This window comes from Niveispirillum sp. FG156 (assembly GCF_057809555.1).
Genome location: NZ_JBMDKE010000053.1, coordinates 19,862 through 45,418, shown reverse-complemented (window position 1 = coordinate 45,418; position 25,557 = coordinate 19,862). Strand labels below are relative to the sequence as shown.

Sequence of the window (25,557 nt, the reverse complement as noted above, 5' to 3'; positions counted from 1 at the left end):
CACGAACGTGGGAGAGGGAGGGGCCCGAACGCGCCAGCGTTTGGGAGGGTGAGGGTGACCCCTCCCCCCAGGCACCAATTCACCTCTGATTTTGCGCCGCCGCCTGTGTCAGTTCCCCGCTGATCATGTCGGCGGTGCCTTTCAGATCATCCAGATACCGATCCAGCGCCGCCTCCGGCTTCATGGCCGATGCGAAGAAGATCACCGTCATCGCCGCCTTGAAATTTTCACCCAGGAAAATCGGCACGGCGATGGACGCGGTCTTGCCCGGCGTCAGATTGTGATGATTGCGGCCCTGGACGGCATAGCCCTGTGACCGGATACGCTCAACATTCAGTCCGGCACGGGCAGCCTTCAGATATTCCGGGTCCACTTCCTGCGACACCTTCATCCAGCGCAGCAGGGTTTCACGTTCCTCGTCGGGCGTGTAGGCCATGGAAAGCTTGCCCGACGCGCTGTCCAGCACGGGCAGGGTGAAACCGGGATAATAGCGTTCGAAAGTCAGGGCCGTGTTGGCATGCGTGCTGTCGCGCAGCATCATGTTGCGGCCCACGCGGGACGCGATGGAGATGGGCCAGCCGATGCGGCGGGTCAGCGACACGATATGCGGCCGCGCGATCTCCACCAGCCGGTCATCGTCCTGGAACCCATAGGCCAGCGACTGCACCATGGCCGTGGGGCGGTAGCGCTTGCGATCCGGCTCCTGCTCTACCAGCCCTTCATAGACCAGGGTCTGCACCAGACGGCAGGCGGTGGGATAAGGCACCTCCGCCGCCCGTGCGATTTCCATCATGGTCAGCGAGCCTTGCCGGTTGATCGCCTTCAACGCCGCAATTGCACGGCTGATGGCCCGGATCGGCACCCCCTTCTCCATTCACCCCTCCCCCCGACAAATATGACAGTTGGATGGTGCCAAGTTTTGGGGGCGCCGGTCGCACAAGGCGTGAGGATTTATCCACCTGTCGGATAGACGATGGTTACCTCAACAGCCGGGTGCGGACAAGAAAGAGCGTGATTTACGCGGAAATGGGCCAGAAGGCGCTCAACGCGCCCATTTTTTGTCGAAGGCCCAGACATCCTCGAATCCGATCAGCGAACAGAATTCCTTGAAATTGAACAGCGGCACGTCGGGCGAGAGACTGGTGCCCGTCTGTTTCAGGTTCAGCAGAGCCGACTCCATGGCCGCCGCCGCCGCCAGACTGGTCATGGCCGGGAAGATGGCCATGGAGTAGCCCAGGCTCTCCAGGGTCTTGGCATCACGGATAGGCGTCAGGCCGCCATCGGCCATGTTCGCCATCATCGGCTTGTCCAGGGAGGAGGTGACGATACGGGCCTCTTCGTCACTGGTCAGCGCTTCGGGGAACAGGATGTCGGCGCCCGCTTCGGCATAGAGCTTCATGCGGTGCAGCACACCTTCCAGCCCCTCGCTCTGCCGTGCGTCGGTACGGGCGATGATCAGGAAATTCTCATCCCGCCGCGCCTCGACCGCAACGCGGATCTTGTCGGCCATTTCCTCTGCCGGGACGACGCGCTTGCCCGGCGTATGGCCGCACTTCTTGGGGAATTCCTGATCTTCGATCTGGATGGCGGTGATGCCGGCCTGTTCATAGGCCTGGACCGTGTGATGCACGTTCAGCAGCCCGCCGAAACCGGTATCGGCATCGGCCACCACGGCGGCGTTGCAGGTGCGGACCAGGGTCGACATGCGATCCACCATCTGCGTCACCGACGCGATGCCGGCATCGGGCAGGCCATGGGCCGAAGCGACGGTCCAGTAACCGCTGCCATAGACGATGTCGAAGCCGACCTTGTTGGCGATGACGGCGGCGATCATGTCCTGGATGCCGGGGGCGGTGATGAACTGCCGGGAAGCCAGCTTCTGGCGAAGGATGGGATTGGCCATGATGTTCTCTGCCTGAGTGTGGAAATTATCAGCGGGTAAGCCAGGGCAGGCGCGTCTGGCGATCCTGCTCGTACCGGTCGATGGTGCCGGCATAAAGGTTCAGGATACCCATCACCTCGTCCCAGCCATTCAGCAGGGCATCGCGCTTGCCATCATCGATGGCGATGGCAATGGTGGAACCGTCGGGCCGCGTGATGGTCTGGGCATTCAGATCGACATGCAGGCTGGCCCCGGCGCTTGCATCGGACAGCAGGGCGGCATGGTCCGCCTCCCCCACGGTCACCGGCAGCATGCCGTTACGATAGCAATTGCCCCGGAAGATCTCCCCGAAGCTGGGCGCGATGATGCAGCGTATGCCCAAATCCAGAATGGCCCAAGGCGCTTGTTCGCGCGAAGAGCCGCAGCCGAAATTCGGACCGGCGACCAGGATGCCGGCATGGCGCCAGGGATCGCGGTTCAAAACGAAATCCGTCAGCTCCCGCCCCTGCCCGTCATAGCGGCGGTCATGGAAGGCATAGCGGCCCAGCCCCTTCTTTTCCGTGATGGTCAGGAAGCGGGCTGGATAGATGATGTCCGTATCGACATCCGCCTCAATCAGGGGGGCGGCGATGGCGGTCAGGGTCGTGAAGGGCTGCATGGATCAAGCCTCCCCAAGATAGTCGCGCGGGTCGGCGATATGACCGGCGATGGCGGACGCGGCGGCCATGGCTGGGCCCATCAGATGGGTACGGGCGCCCTGGCCCTGCCGGCCTTCGAAATTGCGGTTCGATGTGCTGGCGCAGCGCGCACCGGGCGGTAGCCGGTCATCATTCATGGCGACGCAAAGCGAACAGCCCGGTTCGCGCCATTCAAAGCCGGCGGCCCTGAAAATGGCGTCCAGCCCCTCTGCCTCCGCTTGGCTCTTCACGGCCTTCGATCCCGGCACCACCAGTGCCTGGACGCCATCGGCGATGCGGCGATCCTTCAGAACGCGGGCCGCAATGCGCAGATCCTCGATCCGGCCATTGGTGCAGGACCCGATGAAGACATGGCCGACGACAATATCGCGAACCGGCATGCCCGCCGTCAGCCCCATATAGGACAGAGCCTTGGTCATCTTGGCCGCCGTCTCGGCGTCGCCAGCCCCCGCCGGATCGGGCACGCGCCCCGTGACATCGGCCACCTGATCGGGGCTGGTGCCCCAGCTGACCTGCGGCACCAGCTTTGTGGCGTCGATATCGATCTCCCGATCAAAAACCGCACCCTCGTCGCTGGGCAATGTCAGCCAATGGGCGACGGCAGCGTCCCAGTCCCCCCCCTTCGGTGCCAGGGGCCGGCCCTTCAGCCAGGCGAAGGTGACCTCATCCGGTGCCACCAGACCGGTGCGGGACCCGGCCTCAATGCTCATATTGCACAGGGTCATGCGCCCTTCCATGGTCAGGGCGCGGATGGCGGGACCGGCATATTCGATGGCGTGGCCGATGGCCCCATTGCTGCCCAGCTTCCCCACGACCGCCAGGATGATATCCTTCGCGCCTACGCCCGCCGGCAGGTCGCCATGGACATTGACGCGCAGGGTCTTCGCCTTGGTCAGGCGCAGAACCTGGGTGGCCAGGACGCTTTCGCATTCGCCCGACCCGATCCCGAAAGCCAGGGTGCCGAAGGCGCCATGCGTGGCGGTATGGCTGTCGCCACAGACCAGCGTCAAACCCGGCAACGTAAAGCCTTGTTCCGGACCCGTAACATGTACGATCCCCTGCCGCGGATCGTCCAGGCCAATCATATCGATACCGAAATCATTGGCATTGCGGGCCAGCAGCTCGACCTGCGCGCGGGCCTGGGGATCGGCGATGGGCCGGTCGCGATGGCGGGTGGGCACGGAATGATCGGCCACGGCCAGGAAGGCACCGGGATTACGGACCTTCAGCCCCTTCTCGCGCAGGCCGGCGAAGGCCTGCGGACTGCTGACCTCGTGCAGCATGGCGCGGTCGATATAGAGAAGGCTGATCCCGCCTTCCTCTTCCGCAACCACATGGCTGTTCCACAGCTTGTCATAAAGGGTAAACGGCATCGCCCGGTCCCCGGCCCCTGTTCCATTCCATGCGGAACACATCATGTCCCCACCGGCCGCGCCAAGCCTGCACGACGGTGTGACCGCCTTGCGGACATTCACGCGACCCGACCGCGCCCGGCCCCGCACTGCCAGATAGTCTGCGCCCCAGGATTGTCGAGGATTGAGGTTAGGGTCATGCCGGACAGTGCTTCTCACGGTGACAATATGGGCAACGGCTTGAAAGCCGCCCTGATTTCCATCACGGGTCCCGACGGTGTGACCGACGATGCGGCAACCCGCCGCCTGCACAGCGGCGATATCTGGTCGGAAAGCGCCGAGCCGGTCGCCCTGGTCGTGGCGCCTGACAATCTGGAACAATTGTCCGTGGTCACGGCCCTGCTCCACCGGCATCAGGTGCCCCTGGCACCGCGCGGCGCGGGCATGAGCTATACCGGCGGGTACATTCCCACCGTGTCGGGAACGGTATCGCTGGACATGCGGCGGATGAACCGCGTCATCGACCTGCGCCCCGACGACATGGTGGTGACGGTCGAGACCGGCTGTACCTGGATCGACCTGAACAAGGCGCTGGCCCCACACGGGCTGCGCACGCCGTTCTTCGGCCCCATGTCGGGCCTGCTCTCCACCATCGGTGGGGGCGTGTCACAACAGAACGCCATGCTGGGCGCCGGCCATTACGGCACGACCAGCGAAAGCGTCGTGGCCCTGACCATGGTGCTGGCCGACGGGTCGATCCTGCGTACCGGTGCACGTGGGGAGGATGGCGACACCCCCTTCTACCGGCATTTCGGCCCCGACCTGACGGGCCTGTTCTGCGGTGATTGCGGGGCCTTCGGGACGAAGGCCCATATCACCCTACGCCTGATCCAGGCCCCGAAACATGAGGATTATGCCAGCTTTGAATTCCCCACCGGTGGTGACCTGATGCGGGCCATGGCGGCCCTGGCGCGGGCCGGTGTCGCGGCGGAAATGTGCGCCTTCGATCCCGGACTGACACGGGTACGCATGCAGCGCGCGTCGATGACCAGCGACGTCAAGGCGCTGGGCGCCGTGGTCACGCGTCAGAAATCCCTGCTGCGCGGATTGTGGGAGGCGGTGCGGGTCGCAGGTGCGGGTCGCAGCTTCGTCAGCCTGGACAGTTTCCCCCTGCATCTGAACGCCGAGGGGCGGTCGGCGGAGGGGGTGGCGCATGATATGGCTACGGCCCGGCGCATCGCGGCGGAGCATCATGGCCGGGAGGTGGCGAATACCATCGCCAAAGTCATCCGCGCCATGCCCTTCCCGCCGCTGAACAGCGCGCTGGGGCCGGGGGGCGAACGCTGGATCCCCATCCACGGTCAGATTTCCCTGTCCAAGGCACCCGAACTTTACGAGGCGCTGGAGCAGGTATTCGCCGGCATGGCCGAGGATTTCGCCAAGCATAATATCAAGACCGGGTACCTATTCACGTCCCTGTCCACCAACGCCCTGATTGTGGAGCCCGTGATCTACTGGCCGGAAAAGCGTCTGCCGGTGCATTACGAGGCGCTGGAACCCGTGCATATGGCGCGCCTGCCCGAACATGCCGACAATCCCGAAGCCACCGCCGTGGTGACGGAGGCCCGCAAGCGACTGATCGCCACCTACCGGCGCTTTGGCTGCGGTCATTTTCAGGTTGGCCGCTCCTACCCCTATCGTGAGAGCCGGGATGAGGCCAGTCAGGCGGTTCTGGATGCGCTGAAGGATGTGGTGGACCCCGCCCGCCTCCTGAACCCCGGCGTGCTGGGCTTTGCCAAGGGGCTGAAATGAGCCAGACCTACAAGGCCCTGCAACAGGTCCGCTTCGCACAAAGCTTCCGCGAGGCGGCGGATATCGTGGATCAGCCGCTGCGCGATCCGGGTCCCGGTGAAATCCGAGTGCGCAACCATTGGTGCGGCGTCAACGGTATCTTCGATACCCAGATCGCGCGTAACGCCGTGGATTATATCCGCATCCCCATGCCCACCTGGACGGGGGTGGAGGCCATCGGCGTGGTGGAGGCGGTGGGCGAGGGAGTAACGGGCTTCAAGCCCGGTGATGCCGCCGCCACCAACCGCTTCACCGGCGGCTATCGTCAGGCAAACATTGCGCCCGCGACGCAGTTCATCCCGGCCCCCTCGGCCCATCGCGACTATCTGGCGCTGGCCTCCACCGGCGTGTCGGCGTTGCTGGCGCTGGAACATGTCGGCGGGCTGCGTGCGGGGGAGACGGTTGCCATTTCGGCGGCGGCGGGCGGTCTTGGCCATCTGCTGGTGCAACTGGCCAAGCTGGCCGGTGCGCGGGTGGTCGCCGTCTGTGGGGGTGAGCGGAAATCGGCCTTCGTCCGGTCCTTGGGCGCCGACCGGGTCATTGATTACAAGCGGGAGGATGTGGCCCAGGTCCTGTCCACGGAGTTCCGGGATGCCCTGGATTTGGCCGTTGATACCGTCAGCGGCGCGATCTTCGATGCCTTCCTGGACAATGTCGCCCCGCTGGGGCGCGTTGTGGTGGTGGGGGCGGCCCAGGACCTGGACGGCAAGCCGGAAATCGTCACGGCACCGCGCGTCGGCAACAAGCTCTACTATAAGGGCGCGTCGGTACGCGGCTTCATGAATGGCCGTTTGACCGACCTGTGGCCAGCCGCACGCGAAAGACTGTTCAGTCTGCACGCCGCTGGCAAAATCACCGTCACCTTCGATGACACGCCGTTCACAGGTCTGGCCCAGGTGCCGGACGCTGTGGAGCACCTGCTTTCCGGGCGGTCAATGGGCAAGGTCACCGTCGATCTGCGTTGATCCGACACTCACAAGCATAAGGATTTCTGGATATGAGCAATAATGTCGCCGAACTGCGCCGTGACATGCCTCTGCTGGCCCGCAATGAGGGCGTCTGGGAAGGCTGGTACCGCTATTACAGTGCGGAAACGGGCAAGCTTGTCGATGAACACCGCTCGCGCCTGATCTGCCGCCTGAAGGAAGATGGCGAGTTCCCGTACCATCAGACCAACCATTATTTCTGGGAAGATGGTCGCACTGACGTACGCGACTTCCCCGCCTCTTATGCCGATGGCCGCATCTGGTGGGACAATGACCTGATCAAGGGTTGGGCGGCCGCCATGAAGCCGGACGATTTCAACCGCTCCACCTGCCTGCACTGGACCCGCAAGGGCGATGATGACCTGTATCTCTACGAGATGATCCAGATTTCCGATTGCGGCAAGTTCCGGTCGCGCACCTGGCATTGGTACAAGGGCGGCAAGTGCTTCCAGCGCACCCTGATCGACGAAGTGTTCGTCACCAGCGACTGGAAGAATTTCACCAACACCAGCGCCCCGAACACCTGATCCGTACGGCCATGCAGTTCGACTATTCCATACCGGTGATCGTTGCGGGCGGTGGGGCGGCGGGTGCCGTCGCCGCCCTTGCCGCCCGCGATGCCGGGGCGGATGTGCTGTTGATCGAGCAGGATGCCGTGCCCTTCGGCACGACATCCATGTCGCAGGGCCTGCTCTGTGCCGCCGGTACGGCGGCGCAGAAGCGCCTGGGCATTCATGATGATGGCGACATTCTGTATGCCGACATCATGGCCAAGACGAGAGCGCGAACCGACCCGGTGCTGGCCCGCGCCATTGCCGATGGGGCAGGCCCGACCCTGGACTGGCTGGTCGAACAGCATGGCCTTCCCTATGAGCTGGATGTCCGCTTCAAGGCGGCGTTCGGCCATTCGCGGCTGCGCGTCCATGGCTGGCCGGGGCGCAGCGGCAACGATACCCTGATGTATCTCCACCGCCGCCTGGAAGAGACCGGGGTGGATGTGATCCATCAGGCGCGGCTGGTCGAGATTACTGATGATGGCGCGGGCGGGGTCGCCGGCATCGTGATCGAACGGCCCGACGGCAGCCGGGAAGCCATCGGCTGCGATACTCTGATCCTGGCGACAGGCGGATTTGCCGGCAACCGCGATATGGTGCGCACCCACATCCCCGATGCCGGTGACGCCCATTATCACGGACATGAGGGCAGCGACGGCCTGGGCATCCGCCTGGGCGCGGCCCTGGGTGCCGATCTCGCCGATATGGGCGCCTATCAGGGGTATGGCATGCTGACCGACCCGCAGGGGGTGACGCTGCCGCCGGGTTTCATCCTGGAAGGCGGCTTCCTGGTCAATCAACATGGCGACCGTTTCATCGACGAAACCGACGATATTTCAGCGGTCGTGCATCCGGTATTGGCGCAACCCGATGGAAGGGCCTGGGTCGTGTTCGACCAGCGGATTGAGCAGGCCTGCGCCCACATCCCCGAAAGCGTACAGTTGCGGGAGTTGAACGCCGCGCGCGCCGCCGACAGTGTGGCCGATCTGGCGCTGCGCATCGGCGCCGATCCGGCCCGTCTGGCCGCCTGCCTGGACGATATTCGCACCGCGAAGGCCGCAGGCCGCCCAGACAGCCAGGGGCGCCGCTGGACAGATCCCGTGCCGGAAGCGCCGTTCCGTGCGCTGCGCCTGCGCGGGGCCATCTATCATACACAGGGTGGATTGCGCACCGATGGGCACGGGCGCGTTCTGACCACCAGTGGACAGCCCCTGCGCAATCTTTTCGCCTGTGGCGGGGCCGCGCGGTCGGTTTCAGGGCCTTCCTGCTGGGGCTACCTGCCGGCGATGGGCATCTGTGCGGCGGTCACGCTGGGCCGTCTGGCCGGGACCGAGGCCGCCCGGCTGGTCATTGGGCATCCACCGAGTTGACTTACCATTATGCCACAATCCGGGGCATGATCGGCATTGTCCGCTTTGTCCCGGTGTGAGAGCCACCGTCCAAGCAACAAGGATTCGCCAAATGCGTATCACCGCCGCCATCCTGGACCAGATCGGCCTGCCCGGCCCTTATGCCGACAGCCGGCCGCTGCGTCTGGCAGAGGTGGAACTGGCCCCGCCGCGTCCTGGTGAATTGCTGGTACGCATCGATGCCGCCGGCCTGTGCCATTCCGATCTGTCGGTGATCAATGGCGACCGTCCCCGTCCCATGCCCATGGCTCTGGGGCACGAGGCAGCGGCGACGGTGATGGAAACGGGCGATCCTGATAGCCCGTTCAAGCCGGGCGACCGCGTGGTCCTGGCCTTCCTGCCGGCCTGCGGGCAATGCGCCTGCTGTGGGGCTGGCGAAGGCTATCTCTGCCAGCCGGGGGCAACGGCCAATGGCGAGGGACGGCTGCTGCGCGGCGGGCGGCGGATCATGGAACTGCCGGGCAAAGAGGTGAACCATCACCTGGGCGTGTCGGCCTTTGCCACCCATGCCGTGGTGGACCAGCGCTCCGCCGTGAAGATTCCGTCCGATATCGCCCCGGAAATCGCGGCCCTGTTTGGCTGCGCCGTGCTGACCGGTGTCGGTGCCGTGATGAACACCGCCGCTGTGAAGCCAGGCGAAAGCGTCGTCGTCTATGGCTTGGGCGGGGTCGGCCTGTCATCGCTGCTGGGCGCCGTGGCCGCCGGGGCCAACCCGGTCATCGCCGTCGATCCCATCGAAGATAAGCGCAAGCTGGCCCTGGAACTGGGTGCCGCCGCCGCCGTGGCGCCCGCCGACGCGGCCCAGGCCATCGCCGACCTGACGGGGGGTGGGGCCGATGTCGCGATTGAGACGGCGGGCAAGGCCGCCGTGCTGGCCGCCGCCTACAAATCCACCCGCCGGGGCGGGCGCACCGTCACCGTCGGCCTGCCCAACCCGGCGGAGATGCTGAGCTTCCCGGCGGTCTCGCTGGTGGCCGAAGGCAAGGTGCTGATGGGCAGCTATATGGGTTCCTCCATCCCGTCACGCGACGTGCCGCGCTATATCGGCCTGTGGCGGGCCGGACGGCTGCCCGTGCATCGGCTGCTGAGCGGGACAGCGCCGCTGTCGGAGATCAACCGTCTGATGGATGAGTTGGCGGCCGGTCGGGTGATCCGGCAGGTGGTTCTGCCGTAAGGCACAATGGGGAGGGGATGCCCCCTCCCCCACCGGCCGGTTACAGCCCCAGGGCACCCGGATTCATCAATCCGGCGCCGTCCACCTTGGCCTTCACGGCACCCAGGACCGCACGCGTCACCGGGTTCATCGCCTCGGTCACGGGATACAGCCGCCCGACCTGGAAATGGGCGGCGCCATGCTTGGCATAAAGTGCCACGCATTCCTTCTTGAGCTGCCGCATCAGGGCCGCCCCCTCCGGATTGGCGGGATAGCGGGGCAGGTTCTTCGCCGCGTCCGGTTCCAGGATGCGGTCATGGAAAGCGGCGCGCTCATCCTCCCAATAGAAGGCCAGTTCGTACAGGAAGCCATGGGTGGCGATAGTGGAGAACATGGCGGCGGCCAGAATCTTCAACCGCGTCATGTCCGCCGCGTGGCGGGCGTAGAGCGCGTCCAGATCGGCACGGAAGGCAGCCACCCGGCTGAAGGGCAGGATGCCATGGACGGGCACCCAACGCTCCCCCTTCGGCCCCAGGATATGGTTCAGCGGCGGGAAGGGATAGGCACGGACCAGGGTCGGCATGGAGTTCTCGATCTCCTTGCCGAACGGTTCCGCCGCAGCCCGGATCCGGCGCAGCATGGACCGTTCCTCGTCCCGGTCAAAGGCATCGACCGTGTAATGGGCGGAATAGTTGATGCCGTCCAGGAAGCCGCGCCCGGCAATGACGATCTTGGCCATCTGAAGCAGCGACTCAATCGGCCCGCGTCCCGCGCGGCCCACGGCCAGCAGCATCTTCAGATCGGATTTCAGATCGCCCATACCCAGGCGCTGCTTTTGCAGGAACGGGTCCAGGCCGAATGCCTCTGACGCCACCCCTTCGCGCGCCACGGCGGCCATGGCGCCCAGCATCTGATCGAAGGTCTGGAAGCCGAAGGAGATGCCGGTATTGATGGGCCGGCGGCGGACCAGGCGCAGGGCGACCGCCGTCTTGATGCCCAAGGCGCCGGCATCGCCGCTGAACAGACCGGTCAGGTCTGGGCCGTAATGGCGGAAGAACGGAGCGCTGTTGGGCTGCGCCCAGGAGCCGGTGCGCAGAACCGACCCGTCGGCCAGCGCCACCTCCAGCCCCAGCAGACTGTCCACTGCCGTGCCGAAGGTGCCGGTGCCGTAAGTGACGGCATTCTGCGACATGGTCCCGCCAAGGGTGGCGCGGATGCCGGAGAACGGTCCCCAGAAGGGTGTACGCAGGCCCAGCGGTGCCAGGGCTGCATCCAGTGCGGCCCAAGTCACGCCCGCTTCGGCCACGACATACATGTCGTCGGCATTGATCTCGACAATCCGATCCAGGCCGCCGGTATCCAGCAGCACGGCACCAGCCGTACCCGCCAGATAGCCGTTGGAATAGGACATGCCACCACCACGCGGCACCACCGCGACCCCCACCGCATGCAGCAGCTTCAACGCGCCCGTCAGTGCCTCGCGCGTTGCAGGCCGGATGACGGCCAGCAAGGGCGCGCCGATGGAATGCACATCCTGGGCGAAGAAGGACAGGTTTTCGGCATCGGTCAGGACGGCACCATCCCCCAGAACCGCGCGCAGACGCGGCAGGAGGTCCGAGGTGACGGCGGCGATATCCGGCATGATATTGGTTTCCCTGGAGAATGCATCTGTTGAAGACACAGTGACAGGATCACGCCGGATCGGCTGGACCCGCGATGCACCTTGTCCGGACAGCGGTCATGATTATTCCTCGAACCGCTCCGGATAGCGGCCCAACAGCCCGATAAGCACCGACCCAACGCCAAACCCGACGGCGCAGGCGATCAGGCCGACCGTGTAAGAACCGGTCGCATCATAAAGACGCCCCACACCCATCGGTCCCAACCCGGCACCCAGCGCAAAGAAGCCGAGCTGCCAGCCATAAATCTCCCCATAGGCACGCAGGCCGAAATAGCGGCTGGCCAGATAGGCAACCAGATCAACCTCCGCCCCTGCCGCCAGACCGATCAGCACAACAGCGGCAAGGGCCAACGGCAGACTGCCGCCCGCCAGCATCAGCAGGAAACAGGCAGCCCCAGCGATGGCCAGGATGCTGAAGGCCACGGCAGGTGCGTAGAAGCGATCGACCAGCACGCCGATACCCAACCGGCCCGCGATGATGGCAAAGCCCAGCAGGCTGGCGGCCCAAACGGCGCTGGCCCGCTCCATCCCGCCACCCGACAGGATGGAAACCAGATGCACGATCAGGGCGGATACAGCGAAGGAGGCGAACAGAAAACCGACACCCAGCATCCAGAACTGCCGTGACCGGCGGGCGGCGGCGGCGGTCAGGCCGGGGCGGGTCAGGGTTGTAGCCGCTGCGGCATGCTTGGCACCACCCACTTCATGAAACAGCAGCCACACAACCGGCAGGCCGATGGCCAGAACCAGTGCGGCCTGCCCCAGATAGGCGGTGCGCCAGCCATGGTCGGCGATCAGCCATTGTGTGTAGGGCGGGGCCAGGATGGCGACCACGCCGGTCCCCGTCAGGGTCAGGCCCAGCGCCATGCCGCGCGCCTTGTCGAACCCGGCATTGACGGCGCGGGTCCAGACGATGGGCAGCGTGCCGGCGCCCAGCACCATGGCGATGCCGAAGGCCAGATAGAAACTCCACAGCTCCGCCCCGATCAGGCTCAATCCACCCAGACCGGCGGCCAGCCCCACCAGGGACACCAGCCCCACGGTCCGCCCACCGAACCGGTCGGCCAGACGGCCCACAACAGGGCCCAGCAGAAGGGTTGTCAGAGTGGTCAGAATGGTGGCAGAGGCCAGCGAGGTGCGGGACCAGCCGAACTCTTGGGTCAGCGGTCCGATGAAGATGCCCAGCGTGTAGAAGGTCAGGCCCGTGATGCCCAGGCCCACACCCGTCGCCGCCGCCAGGATCAATGACCAGCCGCGCCGGAATTCCTCGATCTTGCCCATGGATATCCGCTTTCCCGCGTTGCTGTCAGTGGCGACCGTAGCGGCCATAAAGGGCCGCCGCGATGAGATTGAATAGACCGGGCAAGACCCCGAAGGCCAGCATCACGCCGGTCAGGGCGCGTGGTTCCTGCGGCAGCCCCGCCATGGACCGCGCCACGTCAAAGCCGAAGCCCGACAGGACAAGCCCAACCAGCAAGGTGCCACCCAGGGCGAAGCCGATCTTGTCCACCGCCACCCAGGCGGCCGAGTAAAGCCCGGCATTGGCGCGGTCTTCGCCGGCGATATCCGACATCATGGAAAAGCTGAGCAACGCCCAGCCGGAATTGAACAGCGCCGCCACCACGCAGAACACATAGGCGACCGGGATGCCCGACTGGGCATTCTGCGACCAGGCAATATAGGTAACACCATAGCCGATGGCCGACAGCACATAGACCGGCTTCTTGCCCACCCGCTTGGCCAGAGCCACCCACAGGGGCTGGGCCACGATGATGCCGGCGCAGACCGCCACGATCAGACCGCCGATGAGCTGCAGCGCCGCCGCCCCCTGCCCCATATTGTAGGTCAGGAAATACAGCATGGACGCATAGGCCATGCCCGACCCGATCAATTGCAGCAGGTTGGACGCCAGCAGCACGGAGAAACGCGGGGCCGCGAGCACAGAGATGGCCGCCGAGAAGGTCATGCGCGTGCCCGTCTCCACCGCCGGCGCCCGACCCGCCTGCCGGGCCGCACGGCCCGCGCCGAAGAAGGCGATCAGCAGAGAGAGGGGGCAGATCACGGCCAGGACGCGGGCCATGCCCTCATATCCCGGCTGCCCACCGCCCAGATACTGCACCACGCCCGGCGCCACCGCCCCGCCGATCAATACACCGGCAGCCGTGAACACCAACCGCCAAGCCATCAGCACGGTCCGCTGATGCGGATCGTCCGACAATTCACCGGCGATGGCCAGATAGGGAACGGAGAAGCTGGCGAACACCGCCATATACAGGCTGAACGCGCTCGCCACATAGGCAACACGGCCTGCCGTGGACAGATCAGCCGGCACATGGAACAGCAGCAGAAAAGCCATGGGCGACCCGATGACGCCGGCCAGCAGCCACCAGCGGCGATGGAACCGGTGCTTCCAGCGGTCGGACAGAACACCGACCAGCAGATCGCAGCCGACACCCCAGACCAGTTTCGGCACGAAGATAGCCACACCGGCCAGCGCCGGCTCGATCCCCAGAACCGTGGTCATGAAGAACAGCAGCAGCAGCGACGGCACGTCGCGGAACACCTGTCCCGCCACCTGGCCCGCGCCATAGCCAACCTGAGACAGAAGACCCAGGCGGCCGGCGGCGGGCGGGGGCGCATCGGTAATGGCGGCGGTCATTGGTGATCCTTGAATAGGTCGCTACGTCGTCAAAAAGAAAAAGGGCGGGCGGGCACCGTAGCACCCGCCCGCCCCTTCACGCACTCACTTGGGCGGCATCGGCGGCAGCGTACGCGGTGGCGGCGGCTGCGGCGGGGTCCATCCGGCCGGCACGGGGGCCGGCGTCTGGAACCGCGCGTAGTTCTCGATGCTGGACAGCGACGGACCGTAATCCTCCATCGGGGCGGCCAGCCATTTCGGGTCCATGGCGCGGGCGGCTTCCCGGATATCGGCCGGGATGTCGTTCACGCTGTCATAGGCGCCGAAGGAGCAGAAATAGGAGATGTGGCCCGGTGCCTGCCCCATCAGCATCCAGGGCAGCCACGGCGTGATGCGCGACCAGGAACCAACCGCCTTCACGTGCGTCAGCTTGGGGTTCTCCAGATCCTTGCGCTTGATCACATAGGTGAACAGCTCGGAGACGCGGTTGAAGGCGCCACCCGACTCGCGCACCCACTTATCTGGCTGCAACGCGTTGGGGTAGAACAGGTGGATGTCGGTGGTCAGGATCACCGTGTCATCCGGGCCATAACGCCAATCCAGCAGGAACGGCTCCGGCGGCGGCTTGTCCTTGTTCAGCCCGCCATAGGAAGGCGGCTGCGGCCGGAACTCACCAATCGTGAAATTGTAGGGATCGTTGGCGATGGGAACGACGCGCACATCCTCGTTCGTGTACGGGTTGTGCCAAGTCTTCAGGATTTCCCCAGTCTTGGCATCGCGGTAGAAGCCGATCTCACGCAGCATGCGGCGATAGGACCCGTCTTCCAGACGCTTGGTGCGCACAAAGCTGAACCCGTCCAGGATGAACAGGGTGCGCACCGGCTCGTTATCCCGCACGCCATAGACATTGCCCCGGAACCAGCCGATCTTTTCCTTGGTCGGGTCGAGATCGGCGTCCAGACGGACATAGGAGTCCCGGTTCCATTTCGGGTCCTTGAAATCGATCTTAGTCTGGAAAGACGGCGTGGCCGACGAGGCCGCAGAAGCCGCCGACACGCCAGCACCGACCGCACCGACCGCACCGGCAGCAGCAGCCATGGCCGCCAGCCCCAAGCTTTGACGACGCGTCAATTCAGGTCCGCTCATGATCCCGGAACTCCCATTGTTCTGAATGGAAGGCGTGGCACCGCCTCCCTTGTCGTGATCAAATCTGGCGCGGAAGAATTCAGGCTGGAAACGATCATGCCCATAAATATCCACCAGGTGGACATTCGGGGGCACCGGCCTTTGCCCGCATCCCGGTCCGGCCCTTCAATCGGACCAGGGTTTTCCAAGCAACCATCACCGATCCGGGAGCGGTCATGCTTAATACGTTCCAGCAACAGGCGCATCCAGCGCTGCCCACCGCCACGCATGACGAGGCGGCGCGCCAGGAATTCACCAAAAGCTTCAAGAATTTCATTCAACAGAAGCTTTTGCCGGGTCTGACGCCGATCTACCGCAACCGGGTGGCACCGGCATTCGAGGCACAGCATGGCCGTGCCCCTGCCGACCGCCGCGATATCCGTGGCGGCATGGTTCGCGATCTGTATTTCCAGCATTACGCATCTGCCAACCGCATCGCACAGGAACTGCTGTGGGAGGCCACCAATGTCAGCATTGACCGGCAATTGCCGGAGCTGATTGAGAAGGCTGCCGAACTGTCGGCGAAGTCGGGCGCGGTGCTGGATATTCCCGAAGGGTTCGTGGTCCCGCGCTATATCACGGCGCTGGATATCCATTGCATGCCCGGCGGCTATGCCACGGAAGTCGCGGAGAAAGACATTTCCGCCGGCGCTCTGTATGACCGCGGCGTGTATCTCTACGCCATGGGCTATATGGGGCCGCTGAACGACGATATGGGCCGTTCGGTCTGCAACTACCTGAAGCGCCGCGTGCCGGACTTCAAGCCAAAGCGTATCCTGGACATGGGCTGCACCGTGGGTCACGCCACCCTGCCCTATAAGGAACTGTTCCCCGATGCCGAGGTCTGGGGCATTGATGTCGGCGGGCCTTGCGTGCGCTATGCCCATGCGCGGGCTGCCGGCCTGGGGCTGGAGGTGAATTTCGCGCAGATGAACGCGGAGGAAACGCGTTTCCCCGACGGGCATTTCGATCTGGTGGTCAGCCATATCCTGCTGCATGAGACGTCGGCCAAGGCCATGCCGCGCATCTTCAAGGAATGCCACCGGCTGCTGTCGCCGGGCGGTCTGATGATCCATGCCGACCTGCCGCCGTTTGACCTGATGGACCCGTTCACCCAGTTCATCCTGGATAACGAAACTTGGTACAATAACGAGCCCTTCTGGGGCGCGATGCGCGAGATGGACCAGTTCGATCTGGCCCAGAAGGCCGGGTTCGACCGGGCCGACGCCAAGTTCGACACTGCCCCCATGGCCGTCATGGAATTCGCCGCCAGCGAGGCCTCCGGTTACAGCCAGGATGCCGCCAGCGCCGTGGCGGAACGTGAATTCACCGCCGGTGAATATGCGCCGGGCGGCGGTTGGGAAGTGTTCATCGCCCAGAAGCAGAAATCCGTTGCCGCCAAGGATGCCGCCTGATGACCAGCACCGCCAACCGCCCGCATGTCGTCAAGGATGCCAAGGGCAAGCGCCCGCAATTCTATGACGCCCCCGGCATGGATCAGGCCATGTCTATGGTCCTGGTCCTGGCGAACGAGATTTCCGTTCTGCATGACCGTCTGGACAGTGTCGAACGCTATGCCAAGACCAAGGGCCTGGATCTGGCCGCCGGGGTCGAAACCCTGGTGCTGGACCAAGACGCGCTGGAAGCGCGCGAGGCCTGGCGCCAGGATTTCCTGGATCGGATCTTCTACCTGATGCGCAAGGAAGCGCGTGAAGCGGCGGAAGCCGACACCAAGGAACGTTTCAACCGCACCATCGAGGAAATCGCGGAGGCGTAAGCCTCCCTTTCCTTGCATCCGATTGCTGTTTTCTCCCTAAACTGCCGCCACCCACGGTCCCCCTGTGGGTGGCGGGCTTGTCTTTGGAACCCGTCTGAACCGTTGATGCAGCTTTCACTCGACAACCAGACCCTTCGCCGCAGCCTGGATGCCGCCGCCGGCATTCCGGAGGTCGTGATGATGATCCCGGCCTATTACCGGCTTTACATGCTGCTGCGCGCGGAATTGCTGGGCAATCGGGCCGTGGACGTGCCAACCACGCAAATGGGTTTGGCCGCCCATTACGGCGTTTGCCGTGGGACGGCCACTGCGGCGCTGGCTTTGCTGAACCGGGACGGGCTGGTCAAGCCCGCGCGGCGGGGGCGGCCCCGGTTACTTGACCGTTAAACGGGCCGGACCCTTATCCGACAGCCGGCCATTCAAGCTGGCCAATGCCGCCTTGTCGCCGCCCGCATGGGCGCGCATGAACAGTACCGACAGCTCGGCGGCGACGGCCAGCTGCTCGCCCTGCACCGGTCCCGGCAGTTCGGGCCGGCAGATGCCGCCGCCGAAATAATGGTCCACCCCATCCAGCACCAGGGCATAACGGCTGCCGCCGGGGGCTGCTTCGTCATAAGGCAGCAGATGGCTTTTCCAGTCGCCACCGGGACCCGGCGGCACATCCTTGTCGCCCGTCTGGATCAGGGCAGGTATGGCCAGCGGCGCATAGTCACCCGCCTTGATGAAGCCCATACCGGCACCGGGCGGGGAGAATGCCAGAGAGACAACAGCGCGCGGGTCACGCAGCGGCGTCTTCACCTCCGGCGGCACGGCAATGGCCGACCCGCCAAGGCACAGGGCCACCAGCGCGCCATAGGAATGGCCGGCGGCGATATAGGGACCGCCCAGATGGTCGGCCAAGGCCCGCACATCCTCGATCCGCGCCGGCCAGCTGGCCATACCCTGGAAATTCGCACGGTCGGGATGGTCGGTGCTATCCACATGCAGAGGGGCATAGACGCTGTAGCCGGCCTTGGTCCAGGCATCGACCAGCGGCTGATATTTCCAGGGCGCCGACGCGGCCCCGTGGGAGAACAGGATACGCCCCGTCTCCTTGCCCACTGCCTTCCAGACACTGACGGCAACCGCGCGGCCCGAGGGGGTTTTGACGGTCAGGTCGGCAGGCGCCGCCCAGGCCGGCAGAACCGTCAGCGCCGTGGCGGACAGCAGGAACAGGCGGCGGGACAGGGGGGCCATGGAATGCTCCGTCAGGATTGGGACCGTATTTGTAACAAGAAGAACGTGGTTCCCTCACCCTCCCGTCGGCTGACGCCGCCGGGCCCCTCCCTCTCCCACGTTTGTGGGCGAGGGTAGAAATTCCGCCCCTCGCCCGCTTGGCGGGAGAGGGAGGGGCCCAAACGCGTCAGCGTTTGGGAGGGTGAGGGAACTACCACCCCCCAAATCACGCCGCGAAATGCGCCAGTTTCACCGGCGGCTTGGGCGCCGGCAAGCCGGTTTCCGCCAGGCTGTTGGCGCGCAGCGTGTCGATGTCGGGGCCGTAGTTGAAGACCGACGTCACCGGCCCCCGCTCCGCCCGCATCTGGGTCCGCAACGCCTCAGTGGCGGCGGCATCGACCTTGCCATCGACCAGCACAACACCGTAACGCTTGGCACCTTCAACCGTGACCAGACCACGCTCCAGCTCAAGCTCAAGCAAGGTCGGCTCCCGCAGCAGCGGGTCGCCCCAGCCGCCACCGCCCCAGGTGATGAAATGCAACTGGTCACCGGCCTCGATGGTCAGGTTCTCCAGCTTGTTGCCCACCACGATCTGGGTGCCGTCGGGCTTTTCCAGGATCTTGCGGGCGCGCGCACCGGGTTCGCCCCCATTCACGCCCCACGGCATGGTGAACCAGCGGTCATCATGGATGGCGATGGTGCCGGATGCCAGGAAGCGGTAGGACATGATGATGCCGTTACCGCCGCGATGCAGGCCCGCACCGCCGCTGTCGGCCACCGTTTCATACCGTTCGATGACCAGTGGGAAGTACCGCTCCAGGAACTCGTTCGGGACATTGGTGAAGCCGGGGAACAGCGAGTGCCCGTCCGGCCCATCGCCCAGCGGACGGCCCGGAATGCCGCCGAACCCGATCTGGAACAGCTGGAACCAGCGGCCCTTGGCGTCATAGCCGGAATAGAACAAATGCGGGGAGGAGGAGAAGCCGGCGGCGTTCAGGAATTCCGGCGTCTTCTGGCCCAGCAGCCCGCCCATGATGTCGAACAGCCGGCCCAGCGCGTGGGTGCGGCCCGACAAGGCGGCCGGGAATTTCGGCTTCAGCAGCGAGCCTTCGGGGATCTTCACCCGGATCAGGTCGTAATAGCCGTCATTGAACAGCACCTGCGGGTCGAAGACCATGATCAGGTAGATGCCGAAGAACATCTTCAGCATGTTTTCATTCAGGAAGAAGTTGATCGAGGCCGGACTTTGCGGATCGGTACCGTCGAAATCCAGCACCACGATATCGCCTTCGCGATGCATGGTGCAGCGGATCTTGTAGGGGCCGAAGCCCATACCGTCGTCGCAGATATAATCCTCGAAGCTGACCTTCTCCTCGCTGATGGAGCTGGCGATCAGCTGCTTCATGGCGCGGTAGTTACGGGCCAGCAGTTCGTCCGTCGCGGCGGCGAAGACATCGTCGCCAAAGCGCTCGCACATTTCCACCACGCGGCGGGCAGCCACACGGCAGGACGCGATCAGGGCGTTCAGATCGGCGGTGCACCAGTCGGGCTTGCGCGTCTGCGCCATGATCAGCTTGATCACGTCGTCATTATAGACGCCCTTCTTGTAGATCTTGATGGGCGGGATACGCACCCCTTCCTCGAAGATCGAAGTGGCGTCGATGGGCATCGACCCCACGACCTTGCCGCCAATGTCCGACTGGTGACCGAACATGGAGGTGTAGGCGACCAGACGGCCATCCTTGAACACCGGCAGCAGGACCAGCCAGTCATTCAGATGGCTGATGGCGCCGCCGACCGAGTACGGGTCGGACAGCATGATCATGTCGCCTTCCTCGACGGTGCCATCGAACCCTTCCAGGAAGGGGCCGATATAGGAACCGAACTGCCCCACGATCATCTGACCCGTGCGGTCGGCGATCAGGGGGAAGGCGTCGCCCTGTTCACGGATGCCGGGCGACATGGCGGTACGCACCAGCGTCGCATCCATCTCGATACGGGCATTGCGCAGGGCGTTCTCGATGACCTCAAGGGTCACCGGGTCGATGCTGACCTTGTTGAAGGGGGCGTTGTTGGTCTGGATGATAGTCGCGGCCATGGATCAGACTCCCCTTCAGCGCGGGTTGATCAGGATATTGCCAACGCGGTCGACCAGGCCGTCACAACCGGCCTCGATCAGCGTCGTGCTGTCCATTTCGATGACGATGGCGGGACCCGGGATCAGGTCGCCGGCCTTCAGCTTGGCACGGTCATAGATGATTGCGGGCACCATCTTGCCATCCATCCACAGCTCATGATCGCGGATCTTGGCTGCCGACGGATCGCCATTGCCCTTGGGCAGCTCTGCCGCCGGCAGGTCCAGCACCGGACCAAGGGCGACCGCACGCAGGTTAACCAACTCATGCGGCGAGGGCATGTTGAAGGTGAACAGACGGTGATGCTCTTCGTCGAAGCGCTTGGTCACGCCGGCCAGACCGTCACGACGCAGGGTCTCCGGATCGATGGACAGCGGCACCTCGAAGGCCTGGCCTTCATAGCGCACGTCGATCTCGAACAGGCTTGTGATGTCGGCATCCTTGATGCCCTCGGCCTTCAGCTCATCCCGCGTCTGTGCAGCCATCGCTTCCAGCACGGCGATCACCTCCGCCTCCTCCGTCTCGTCGAACCGGCGGGAGAAGGAACGGGCGGTTTCGGTACGCATACGGGTCGTCGCATCGCCCAACGCGCACAGCACACCGGGGGAGACGGGCGACACCGCCGGCCACGACCCCATCAGCCGGGCCACGGCGTTGACATGCAGCGGGCCGGCACCACCAAAGCCCATCAGGGCAAAGTCGCGCGGATCATAGCCCTGCTGGACCGAGATCATGCGCAGCGCGCCGAACATGTTCTCGTTGACGATGTCGATGATGCCGCGCGCGGCGGCGTAGAGATCGATGCCCAGCGTATCGGCGATGGTCTGCACCGCCTTCTTCGCCCCTTCCCGGTCCAGCTTGAAGGTGCCGCCCAGCAGCGCCTCCGGCAGGTAGCCCAGGACGACATTGGCGTCGGTGACGGTCGGCAGGGTACCGCCCTTGCCATAGGCTACCGGGCCCGGCACGGCACCGGCCGATTGCGGGCCGACGCGCAGGGCCTTGGTCAGTTCCGGCACATAGGCGATGGAGCCGCCGCCGGCCCCCACCGTCTTCACATCCAGCGACGACGCGCGGACGGCCAGATGCCCGACCTCCGTCGTGCGCACCCGGCGCGGGTCCAGATTTTCAATCAGGGCCACGTCGGTCGAGGTACCGCCCACATCCAGCGTCAGGATGTTGCGGATGCCGGAATTGGCACCGACCCACAGCGCACCTGTGACACCGCCGGCAGGGCCGGACATCAGCAGGGAGACGGGATGTTCTTCCGACTTCTCCGACGACATCAGGCCGCCATCGGAGCGCAGCAGCGACAGCGATCCGGCGAACCCGGCCGACCGCAGCTTTTCACGCAGGTTGCGGACATAGCGGCCCACGATGGGGCGAACCGACGCATTGGCCACCGTGGTCAGCGTGCGCTCATATTCCTGCATCTCGGGCAGGACCTCATGAGACAGCGACACGGGCACGCCCGGCAGAATCTCCGCCACCAGTTCGCCCACACGCTTCTCATGCGCGCCATTCAGATAGGCGTTGATCAGGGAGACGGTGACCGCCTCCACGCCCTTCGCCTTCAGCTTCAGCAGGGCTTCGCGGATATTGGCCTCGTCGATGGGGCGCAGTTCGTTACCCTGGGCATCCATGCGGCCCTTGATCTCGAACGTGTCCTCCAGCCGGGCCAGCGGCTCCGGCTTCGGCCAGACGATCCAGCCGGCCAGACCACCCGGCACGAAGGAGCGCGCGATCTGCATGATCTGGCGGTAACCCTCGGTGACGATCAGGCCAACCTTGGCACCCTTGCCTTCCAGCACGGCGTTGGTGGCGACCGTGGTTCCATGCAGGAAGAATTCCACATCAGCCGGGGTGATCCCCGCCTTTTCACAAATGGCGGTAACGCCATTCAGAATGCCGACGGAACTGTCGGCCGGGGTCGACGGGGTCTTGTGCCGCCAGAAGGCGCCCGTCGTATCATTGAACAACAGCAGGTCGGTGAAGGTACCACCCACATCGACGCCCAAACGGTAACCCATCGCATCCCCCTGTTTTGGAAGCGGTCAAATTTCTATGTCAGCAGTACCGGAACCGTGGCCCGCGACCATCAGCGGAGACCCGTTTGACCGCTGTGCGGATTGGCGTCGCCCGACTCCCTCTCTTACCAATGCAAAACGGCCCGCCTGTGGGGGCGGGCCGTCGCTTGGCGGATATCAAGATCAGGAAGGGTCAGGGTGCGGCAGACCCGGTTTCGCGCTTCAAGATGGTGATCAGCGCCTTCTGCGTTTCCGGGTCCGTGATGTTGCCCGACGACACGACCATGGAAGTGCCGGGGGCGAAGGCGTCGGGATTGGCCAGGAACTTCGCCAGGCTCTCATCCGTCCAGACCTCCCCGGCCTTGCCATGGGCGGCCAGACTGTCGCCATAGGGGAAGTTGGGGACGGTGGCGATCTTCTGACCCATGATGCCATAGAGGTTGGGGCCGACCATATGCGCCCCGCCCTTGTTCATGGTGTGGCAGAAGGTACACCATTTGAACGTCTCGGCCCGGACCTTGCGTTCAAAGTCTGTTTCAGGCGGCAATTGCTCGATAACCAGGGGCGCCTCATGCGAGGTGACATGGGCCGCAGCTTCCACCCGCTGCCCCTGCGCGAAGGGGGAGACGCGGAACAGCATGTGCGGGCCGTACATGCCGACCACGACAATGGCGATGGCCGCCACCGCCGCCGGTACCACGCCACGCACCGCATCCGGATTGGACACAGCCGTCACCCGGCCACGCCGCACCAGACGGGACAAGCCCCAGATGGCAGCGCAGATACCAAGGAAGATGGCAACCGTCGCCGGTCCCTGCTCATACGACTTGAAGGTCGATAGTGCGAAAACAGAGGAGGAGAAGCTGAGCAGGACGAACAGGCCGAAGCCCGGCGGAAAAGATCCGAGCAGGCCACGTCCGTGGCGGAACAGGAACCAGACAGCCGTCAGCAGGGCCGCCAGCTTCAGCACCAGCAGACTGGTGCTGACCCCGGAATGGAAATAGCCCGTGAACAGCCAGACTTCGCGGCTTTCACCCAGCAGGGCCGGGATCGGGACGGGACCCAGATGCAGGTCCATGCCGTGGCTCCACACCACCAGCACGCCCAGCAGCGGGGCCGCGAAGAACATCAGGTAGGTGGCATTGACCAGGGCCATGACCCAGGCCTTGGCACGCGGCGGCAGCGGCACCTGCGGCCCCGGCGCCCGCCCCTTCAGCCATTGCCAAAGGCGCATGGCGGCATAAAGGAACAGAGCCGTGCCCAGGAAATAATGCCATCCCCGCAGCTGTTCGCGAATGGGCGCCGCCTTATCCGACCGCAGCAGGATCATGGTCAGCAGATCATGAACCAACACCAGCAGCGGCAACCCATAGGCCAACACCTTGTCCCACGACTTCGTGCCGTCTTGTCGTTCCATCACATCACCCCTCCGCTAAAGCGTGTTTGCGTTGACCGAAAACACGCTTTAGCCGTTCGTTTTCCTCAGGCCCCTACGCGGCAGTCGCCGCCGGAGCTATTTCCGTTCAACATCAGATCCTTTCAAGGACCTCCATGGCGGCGACTTCGCCCGTTTCCATGGCGCTTTCCATGCCATGTTCCAGGCGCCGCAGATGTTCACCGGCGAAGTGGATGCGACCGGCGGGTTTGCCCATGTCAGCCGCGAAGCGCTTGACCTGTCCGGGTGCGAAATAATGCTTGTTGCCGCCCACATAGGGGTTGCGGCCCCAGCTATAGCCGAACTTGTATTCCAACGCGCCGGCCGTAGACGGGCGCAAGCGGGCCAGATCGGCCAGGACCAGTTCAACCTGCTTGGCGGTGTCGCGGTCGTCCCAACGGGTGGCGCCGTCGCCATTCACCCAGACGATCAGGCTGTCAATAGCGCCGGTCTTCGCGTTCTTCAGCGCGAAGGCGCGTTCGAAGGCGCTGTTGGACCAGATCGAGGGCGGCAGGCCGTCCTTCTCCCAGAAGGGTTTCTTGATCGTGAAATGGAACTGCGTCGTCGCAGAATAGCGTGCACCGGCGACAGCGTCCGCCTGATTGTCCGGCAGGCCGGGCGTGAAACGGATACGGCTAACGGCGCTGAACGGCGCTGCCATCACCAGGAACCGAGCCGTCAGGACATCGCCATTGGACAGCAGCACCTTCACCTTGTCGTCCGTCTGATCGATGGCAACGACGGGGCTGTTCAGGCGCACCGGGGTCTTCAACGCGGCTGCCATCGCCTTGGGCAGCACATCAGAACCGCCAACGATATAGGCACGGTCAGTATTGCTGGACGGGCCGCCATATTGCGGCTTGTTGGGGTCCTTGAAGCCTTCGACCTGAGCGCGGGCCATGTCGCGGAAAATGGACAGGGCGGACACGCTTTCCAGGCTGGCGCCATTGAGGTCGATATCCGCCAGCCGGATAGCAGCCTCCGACACGCCCTTGGAACGCATCAGTTCAGCCGCAGACACGTCGAACGCCATGTTCTCGGGCTGCAACCAGGCGTTGGTCTGCTTGAAGGGCAGAAAGTCGTACATCAGCCGATTCTGCAGGATGAATGGCGGGAACTCCCGCTCGCGGCCTCGGGTCTTGTTGATCGGCGACTTGCTCCAGTCAGCCGGCAGGACGGTGCTGCCATCGACATTGATCATGAAGTCGGTGCCCTTGGCACCGTCGCCGGTGAGACCGACATTCAGACGCCCGCAGGCATCCCGTACGCGGCCATAGAGAAGGCCGACCTCGCTGGCCCCGACCTCGGCCTGGTAACCATCGACCCGAAGTGTGCGCAGGCGGCCACCGACACGGTCAGAGGCCTCAACGACCTGAACGGTCAGGCCCTGGCCTTCCAGGATGGAGGCAGCGTTCAGGCCGGAAAGGCCGGCACCCACCACGACCACATCGACTTCCTTGGGGCCGGTGGCCCAGCCGCGTGATGCGATGACGAGCGGCGCGGCGGCGGCGAGCCCCCCGACCACAGCGCGACGGGAGAGGAGCGGCGAAGTGAATTGACTGGTCATGGCGCCTGATCTTCC

21 protein-coding genes are annotated in these 25,557 nt (G+C 64.6%); 8 read left to right on the top strand and 13 right to left on the bottom strand.

What is annotated here, in order from left to right; translation table 11 throughout:
* Positions 1-79 precede the first annotated feature (79 nt).
* The 4 genes from ACODSP_RS25540 to leuC form a co-directional block, all read right to left on the bottom strand.
* Positions 80-874 carry a helix-turn-helix domain-containing protein gene (locus ACODSP_RS25540; protein WP_488968344.1) on the bottom strand — a complete coding sequence of 265 codons (795 nt, stop codon included), beginning with the start codon at positions 872-874 and terminating at the stop codon, positions 80-82.
* 168 nt (positions 875-1,042) lie between these two features.
* Positions 1,043-1,903, bottom strand: coding sequence for an isocitrate lyase/PEP mutase family protein (locus tag ACODSP_RS25535; RefSeq protein WP_488968343.1), 861 nt, complete (start codon positions 1,901-1,903; stop codon positions 1,043-1,045).
* Between the two features lie 28 nt (positions 1,904-1,931).
* Positions 1,932-2,540: a 3-isopropylmalate dehydratase small subunit gene (gene leuD, locus ACODSP_RS25530; protein ID WP_488968342.1), complete on the bottom strand. Its 609-nt coding sequence runs from the start codon at positions 2,538-2,540 to the stop codon at positions 1,932-1,934.
* 3 nt (positions 2,541-2,543) lie between these two features.
* Positions 2,544-3,953, bottom strand: coding sequence for a 3-isopropylmalate dehydratase large subunit (gene leuC, locus ACODSP_RS25525; protein ID WP_488968341.1), 1,410 nt, complete (start codon positions 3,951-3,953; stop codon positions 2,544-2,546).
* A gap of 177 nt (positions 3,954-4,130) precedes the next feature.
* Between leuC and ACODSP_RS25520 the strand changes: the two genes are divergently transcribed.
* The 5 genes from ACODSP_RS25520 (at position 4,131) to ACODSP_RS25500 (ending at position 9,906) form a co-directional block, all read left to right on the top strand.
* Positions 4,131-5,744, top strand: a complete 1,614-nt coding sequence (locus tag ACODSP_RS25520; RefSeq protein WP_488968340.1) for an FAD-binding oxidoreductase — start codon at positions 4,131-4,133, stop codon at positions 5,742-5,744.
* Complete coding sequence (locus ACODSP_RS25515; protein ID WP_488968339.1) at positions 5,741-6,748, top strand: zinc-binding dehydrogenase; 1,008 nt, start codon at positions 5,741-5,743, stop codon at positions 6,746-6,748. The genes ACODSP_RS25520 and ACODSP_RS25515 overlap by 4 nt, the downstream gene beginning before the upstream one ends.
* Positions 6,749-6,780: 32 nt before the next feature.
* Positions 6,781-7,296 (top strand): hypothetical protein, encoded by a 516-nt coding sequence (locus tag ACODSP_RS25510; protein WP_054166263.1) that lies wholly within the window; start codon positions 6,781-6,783, stop codon positions 7,294-7,296.
* An 11-nt stretch (positions 7,297-7,307) separates the two neighbouring features.
* Complete coding sequence (locus ACODSP_RS25505) at positions 7,308-8,693, top strand: FAD-dependent oxidoreductase (protein WP_488968338.1); 1,386 nt, start codon at positions 7,308-7,310, stop codon at positions 8,691-8,693.
* A gap of 91 nt (positions 8,694-8,784) precedes the next feature.
* A complete protein-coding gene (locus ACODSP_RS25500) occupies positions 8,785-9,906 on the top strand; it encodes a zinc-binding dehydrogenase (protein ID WP_488968337.1) in 1,122 nt (373 codons plus the stop codon).
* 40 nt (positions 9,907-9,946) lie between these two features.
* On the opposite strand, the gene ACODSP_RS25495 is transcribed toward ACODSP_RS25500, so the two are convergent.
* The 4 genes from ACODSP_RS25495 to ACODSP_RS25480 form a co-directional block, all read right to left on the bottom strand.
* Positions 9,947-11,527, bottom strand: coding sequence for an FAD-binding oxidoreductase (locus tag ACODSP_RS25495; RefSeq protein ID WP_488968336.1), 1,581 nt, complete (start codon positions 11,525-11,527; stop codon positions 9,947-9,949).
* A 102-nt stretch (positions 11,528-11,629) separates the two neighbouring features.
* Complete coding sequence (locus ACODSP_RS25490) at positions 11,630-12,847, bottom strand: MFS transporter (protein WP_488968335.1); 1,218 nt, start codon at positions 12,845-12,847, stop codon at positions 11,630-11,632.
* A gap of 25 nt (positions 12,848-12,872) precedes the next feature.
* On the bottom strand, positions 12,873-14,225 hold the full coding sequence (locus ACODSP_RS25485) for an MFS transporter (RefSeq protein ID WP_488968334.1): 1,353 nt from the start codon (positions 14,223-14,225) through the stop codon (positions 12,873-12,875).
* Positions 14,226-14,309: 84 nt separating this feature from the next.
* Positions 14,310-15,350: a DUF1838 family protein gene (locus ACODSP_RS25480; protein ID WP_488968333.1), complete on the bottom strand. Its 1,041-nt coding sequence runs from the start codon at positions 15,348-15,350 to the stop codon at positions 14,310-14,312.
* A 215-nt stretch (positions 15,351-15,565) separates the two neighbouring features.
* Here ACODSP_RS25480 and ACODSP_RS25475 point away from each other — a divergent pair, with 215 nt between their 5' ends.
* The 3 genes from ACODSP_RS25475 (at position 15,566) to ACODSP_RS25465 (ending at position 17,553) form a co-directional block, all read left to right on the top strand.
* Positions 15,566-16,804 carry a class I SAM-dependent methyltransferase gene (locus tag ACODSP_RS25475; protein ID WP_488968332.1) on the top strand — a complete coding sequence of 413 codons (1,239 nt, stop codon included), beginning with the start codon at positions 15,566-15,568 and terminating at the stop codon, positions 16,802-16,804.
* Positions 16,804-17,166 carry a hypothetical protein gene (locus tag ACODSP_RS25470; RefSeq protein ID WP_488968331.1) on the top strand — a complete coding sequence of 121 codons (363 nt, stop codon included), beginning with the start codon at positions 16,804-16,806 and terminating at the stop codon, positions 17,164-17,166. The genes ACODSP_RS25475 and ACODSP_RS25470 overlap by 1 nt, the downstream gene beginning before the upstream one ends.
* Positions 17,167-17,271: 105 nt before the next feature.
* Positions 17,272-17,553 carry a hypothetical protein gene (locus tag ACODSP_RS25465; RefSeq protein WP_488968330.1) on the top strand — a complete coding sequence of 94 codons (282 nt, stop codon included), beginning with the start codon at positions 17,272-17,274 and terminating at the stop codon, positions 17,551-17,553.
* Here the strand turns inward: ACODSP_RS25465 and ACODSP_RS25460 are convergent.
* The 5 genes from ACODSP_RS25460 to ACODSP_RS25440 all read right to left on the bottom strand — a co-directional run bounded on the left by ACODSP_RS25460 (position 17,539) and on the right by ACODSP_RS25440 (position 25,542).
* A complete protein-coding gene (locus tag ACODSP_RS25460; protein WP_488968329.1) occupies positions 17,539-18,402 on the bottom strand; it encodes an alpha/beta hydrolase family protein in 864 nt (287 codons plus the stop codon). The genes ACODSP_RS25465 and ACODSP_RS25460 overlap by 15 nt on opposite strands.
* Before the next feature lie 205 nt (positions 18,403-18,607).
* Complete coding sequence (locus ACODSP_RS25455) at positions 18,608-20,479, bottom strand: hydantoinase B/oxoprolinase family protein (RefSeq protein WP_488968328.1); 1,872 nt, start codon at positions 20,477-20,479, stop codon at positions 18,608-18,610.
* 15 nt (positions 20,480-20,494) lie between these two features.
* Entirely contained in the window at positions 20,495-22,543 is a 2,049-nt protein-coding gene (locus ACODSP_RS25450; RefSeq protein ID WP_488968327.1) for a hydantoinase/oxoprolinase family protein, read from the bottom strand.
* Positions 22,544-22,733: 190 nt separating this feature from the next.
* The gene (locus tag ACODSP_RS25445; protein WP_488968326.1) at positions 22,734-23,957 is read right to left on the bottom strand and encodes a c-type cytochrome; all 1,224 of its coding nucleotides are present in this window, start codon (positions 23,955-23,957) and stop codon (positions 22,734-22,736) included.
* A gap of 112 nt (positions 23,958-24,069) precedes the next feature.
* Positions 24,070-25,542: a flavin monoamine oxidase family protein gene (locus ACODSP_RS25440; protein WP_488968325.1), complete on the bottom strand. Its 1,473-nt coding sequence runs from the start codon at positions 25,540-25,542 to the stop codon at positions 24,070-24,072.
* Positions 25,543-25,557: the final 15 nt, after the last annotated feature.

What these genes read in the sequence shown, in the direction of transcription:
- ACODSP_RS25485 (WP_488968334.1), bottom strand. Translation starts at nt 14,225, where the DNA reads ATGACCGCCGCCATTACCGATGCGCCCCCGCCCGCCGCCGGCCGCCTG.
- leuD (WP_488968342.1), bottom strand. Translation starts at nt 2,540, where the DNA reads ATGCAGCCCTTCACGACCCTGACCGCCATCGCCGCCCCCCTGATTGAG.
- ACODSP_RS25495 (WP_488968336.1), bottom strand. Translation starts at nt 11,527, where the DNA reads ATGCCGGATATCGCCGCCGTCACCTCGGACCTCCTGCCGCGTCTGCGC.
- ACODSP_RS25460 (WP_488968329.1), bottom strand. Translation starts at nt 18,402, where the DNA reads ATGGCCCCCCTGTCCCGCCGCCTGTTCCTGCTGTCCGCCACGGCGCTG.
- ACODSP_RS25535 (WP_488968343.1), bottom strand. Translation starts at nt 1,903, where the DNA reads ATGGCCAATCCCATCCTTCGCCAGAAGCTGGCTTCCCGGCAGTTCATC.
- leuC (WP_488968341.1), bottom strand. Translation starts at nt 3,953, where the DNA reads ATGCCGTTTACCCTTTATGACAAGCTGTGGAACAGCCATGTGGTTGCG.
- ACODSP_RS25455 (WP_488968328.1), bottom strand. Translation starts at nt 20,479, where the DNA reads ATGGCCGCGACTATCATCCAGACCAACAACGCCCCCTTCAACAAGGTC.
- ACODSP_RS25465 (WP_488968330.1), top strand. Translation starts at nt 17,272, where the DNA reads ATGCAGCTTTCACTCGACAACCAGACCCTTCGCCGCAGCCTGGATGCC.
- ACODSP_RS25515 (WP_488968339.1), top strand. Translation starts at nt 5,741, where the DNA reads ATGAGCCAGACCTACAAGGCCCTGCAACAGGTCCGCTTCGCACAAAGC.
- ACODSP_RS25445 (WP_488968326.1), bottom strand. Translation starts at nt 23,957, where the DNA reads ATGGAACGACAAGACGGCACGAAGTCGTGGGACAAGGTGTTGGCCTAT.
- ACODSP_RS25500 (WP_488968337.1), top strand. Translation starts at nt 8,785, where the DNA reads ATGCGTATCACCGCCGCCATCCTGGACCAGATCGGCCTGCCCGGCCCT.
- ACODSP_RS25480 (WP_488968333.1), bottom strand. Translation starts at nt 15,350, where the DNA reads ATGAGCGGACCTGAATTGACGCGTCGTCAAAGCTTGGGGCTGGCGGCC.
- ACODSP_RS25440 (WP_488968325.1), bottom strand. Translation starts at nt 25,542, where the DNA reads ATGACCAGTCAATTCACTTCGCCGCTCCTCTCCCGTCGCGCTGTGGTC.
- ACODSP_RS25505 (WP_488968338.1), top strand. Translation starts at nt 7,308, where the DNA reads ATGCAGTTCGACTATTCCATACCGGTGATCGTTGCGGGCGGTGGGGCG.
- ACODSP_RS25470 (WP_488968331.1), top strand. Translation starts at nt 16,804, where the DNA reads ATGACCAGCACCGCCAACCGCCCGCATGTCGTCAAGGATGCCAAGGGC.
- ACODSP_RS25450 (WP_488968327.1), bottom strand. Translation starts at nt 22,543, where the DNA reads ATGGGTTACCGTTTGGGCGTCGATGTGGGTGGTACCTTCACCGACCTG.
- ACODSP_RS25520 (WP_488968340.1), top strand. Translation starts at nt 4,131, where the DNA reads ATGCCGGACAGTGCTTCTCACGGTGACAATATGGGCAACGGCTTGAAA.
- ACODSP_RS25490 (WP_488968335.1), bottom strand. Translation starts at nt 12,847, where the DNA reads ATGGGCAAGATCGAGGAATTCCGGCGCGGCTGGTCATTGATCCTGGCG.
- ACODSP_RS25475 (WP_488968332.1), top strand. Translation starts at nt 15,566, where the DNA reads ATGCTTAATACGTTCCAGCAACAGGCGCATCCAGCGCTGCCCACCGCC.
- ACODSP_RS25510 (WP_054166263.1), top strand. Translation starts at nt 6,781, where the DNA reads ATGAGCAATAATGTCGCCGAACTGCGCCGTGACATGCCTCTGCTGGCC.
- ACODSP_RS25540 (WP_488968344.1), bottom strand. Translation starts at nt 874, where the DNA reads ATGGAGAAGGGGGTGCCGATCCGGGCCATCAGCCGTGCAATTGCGGCG.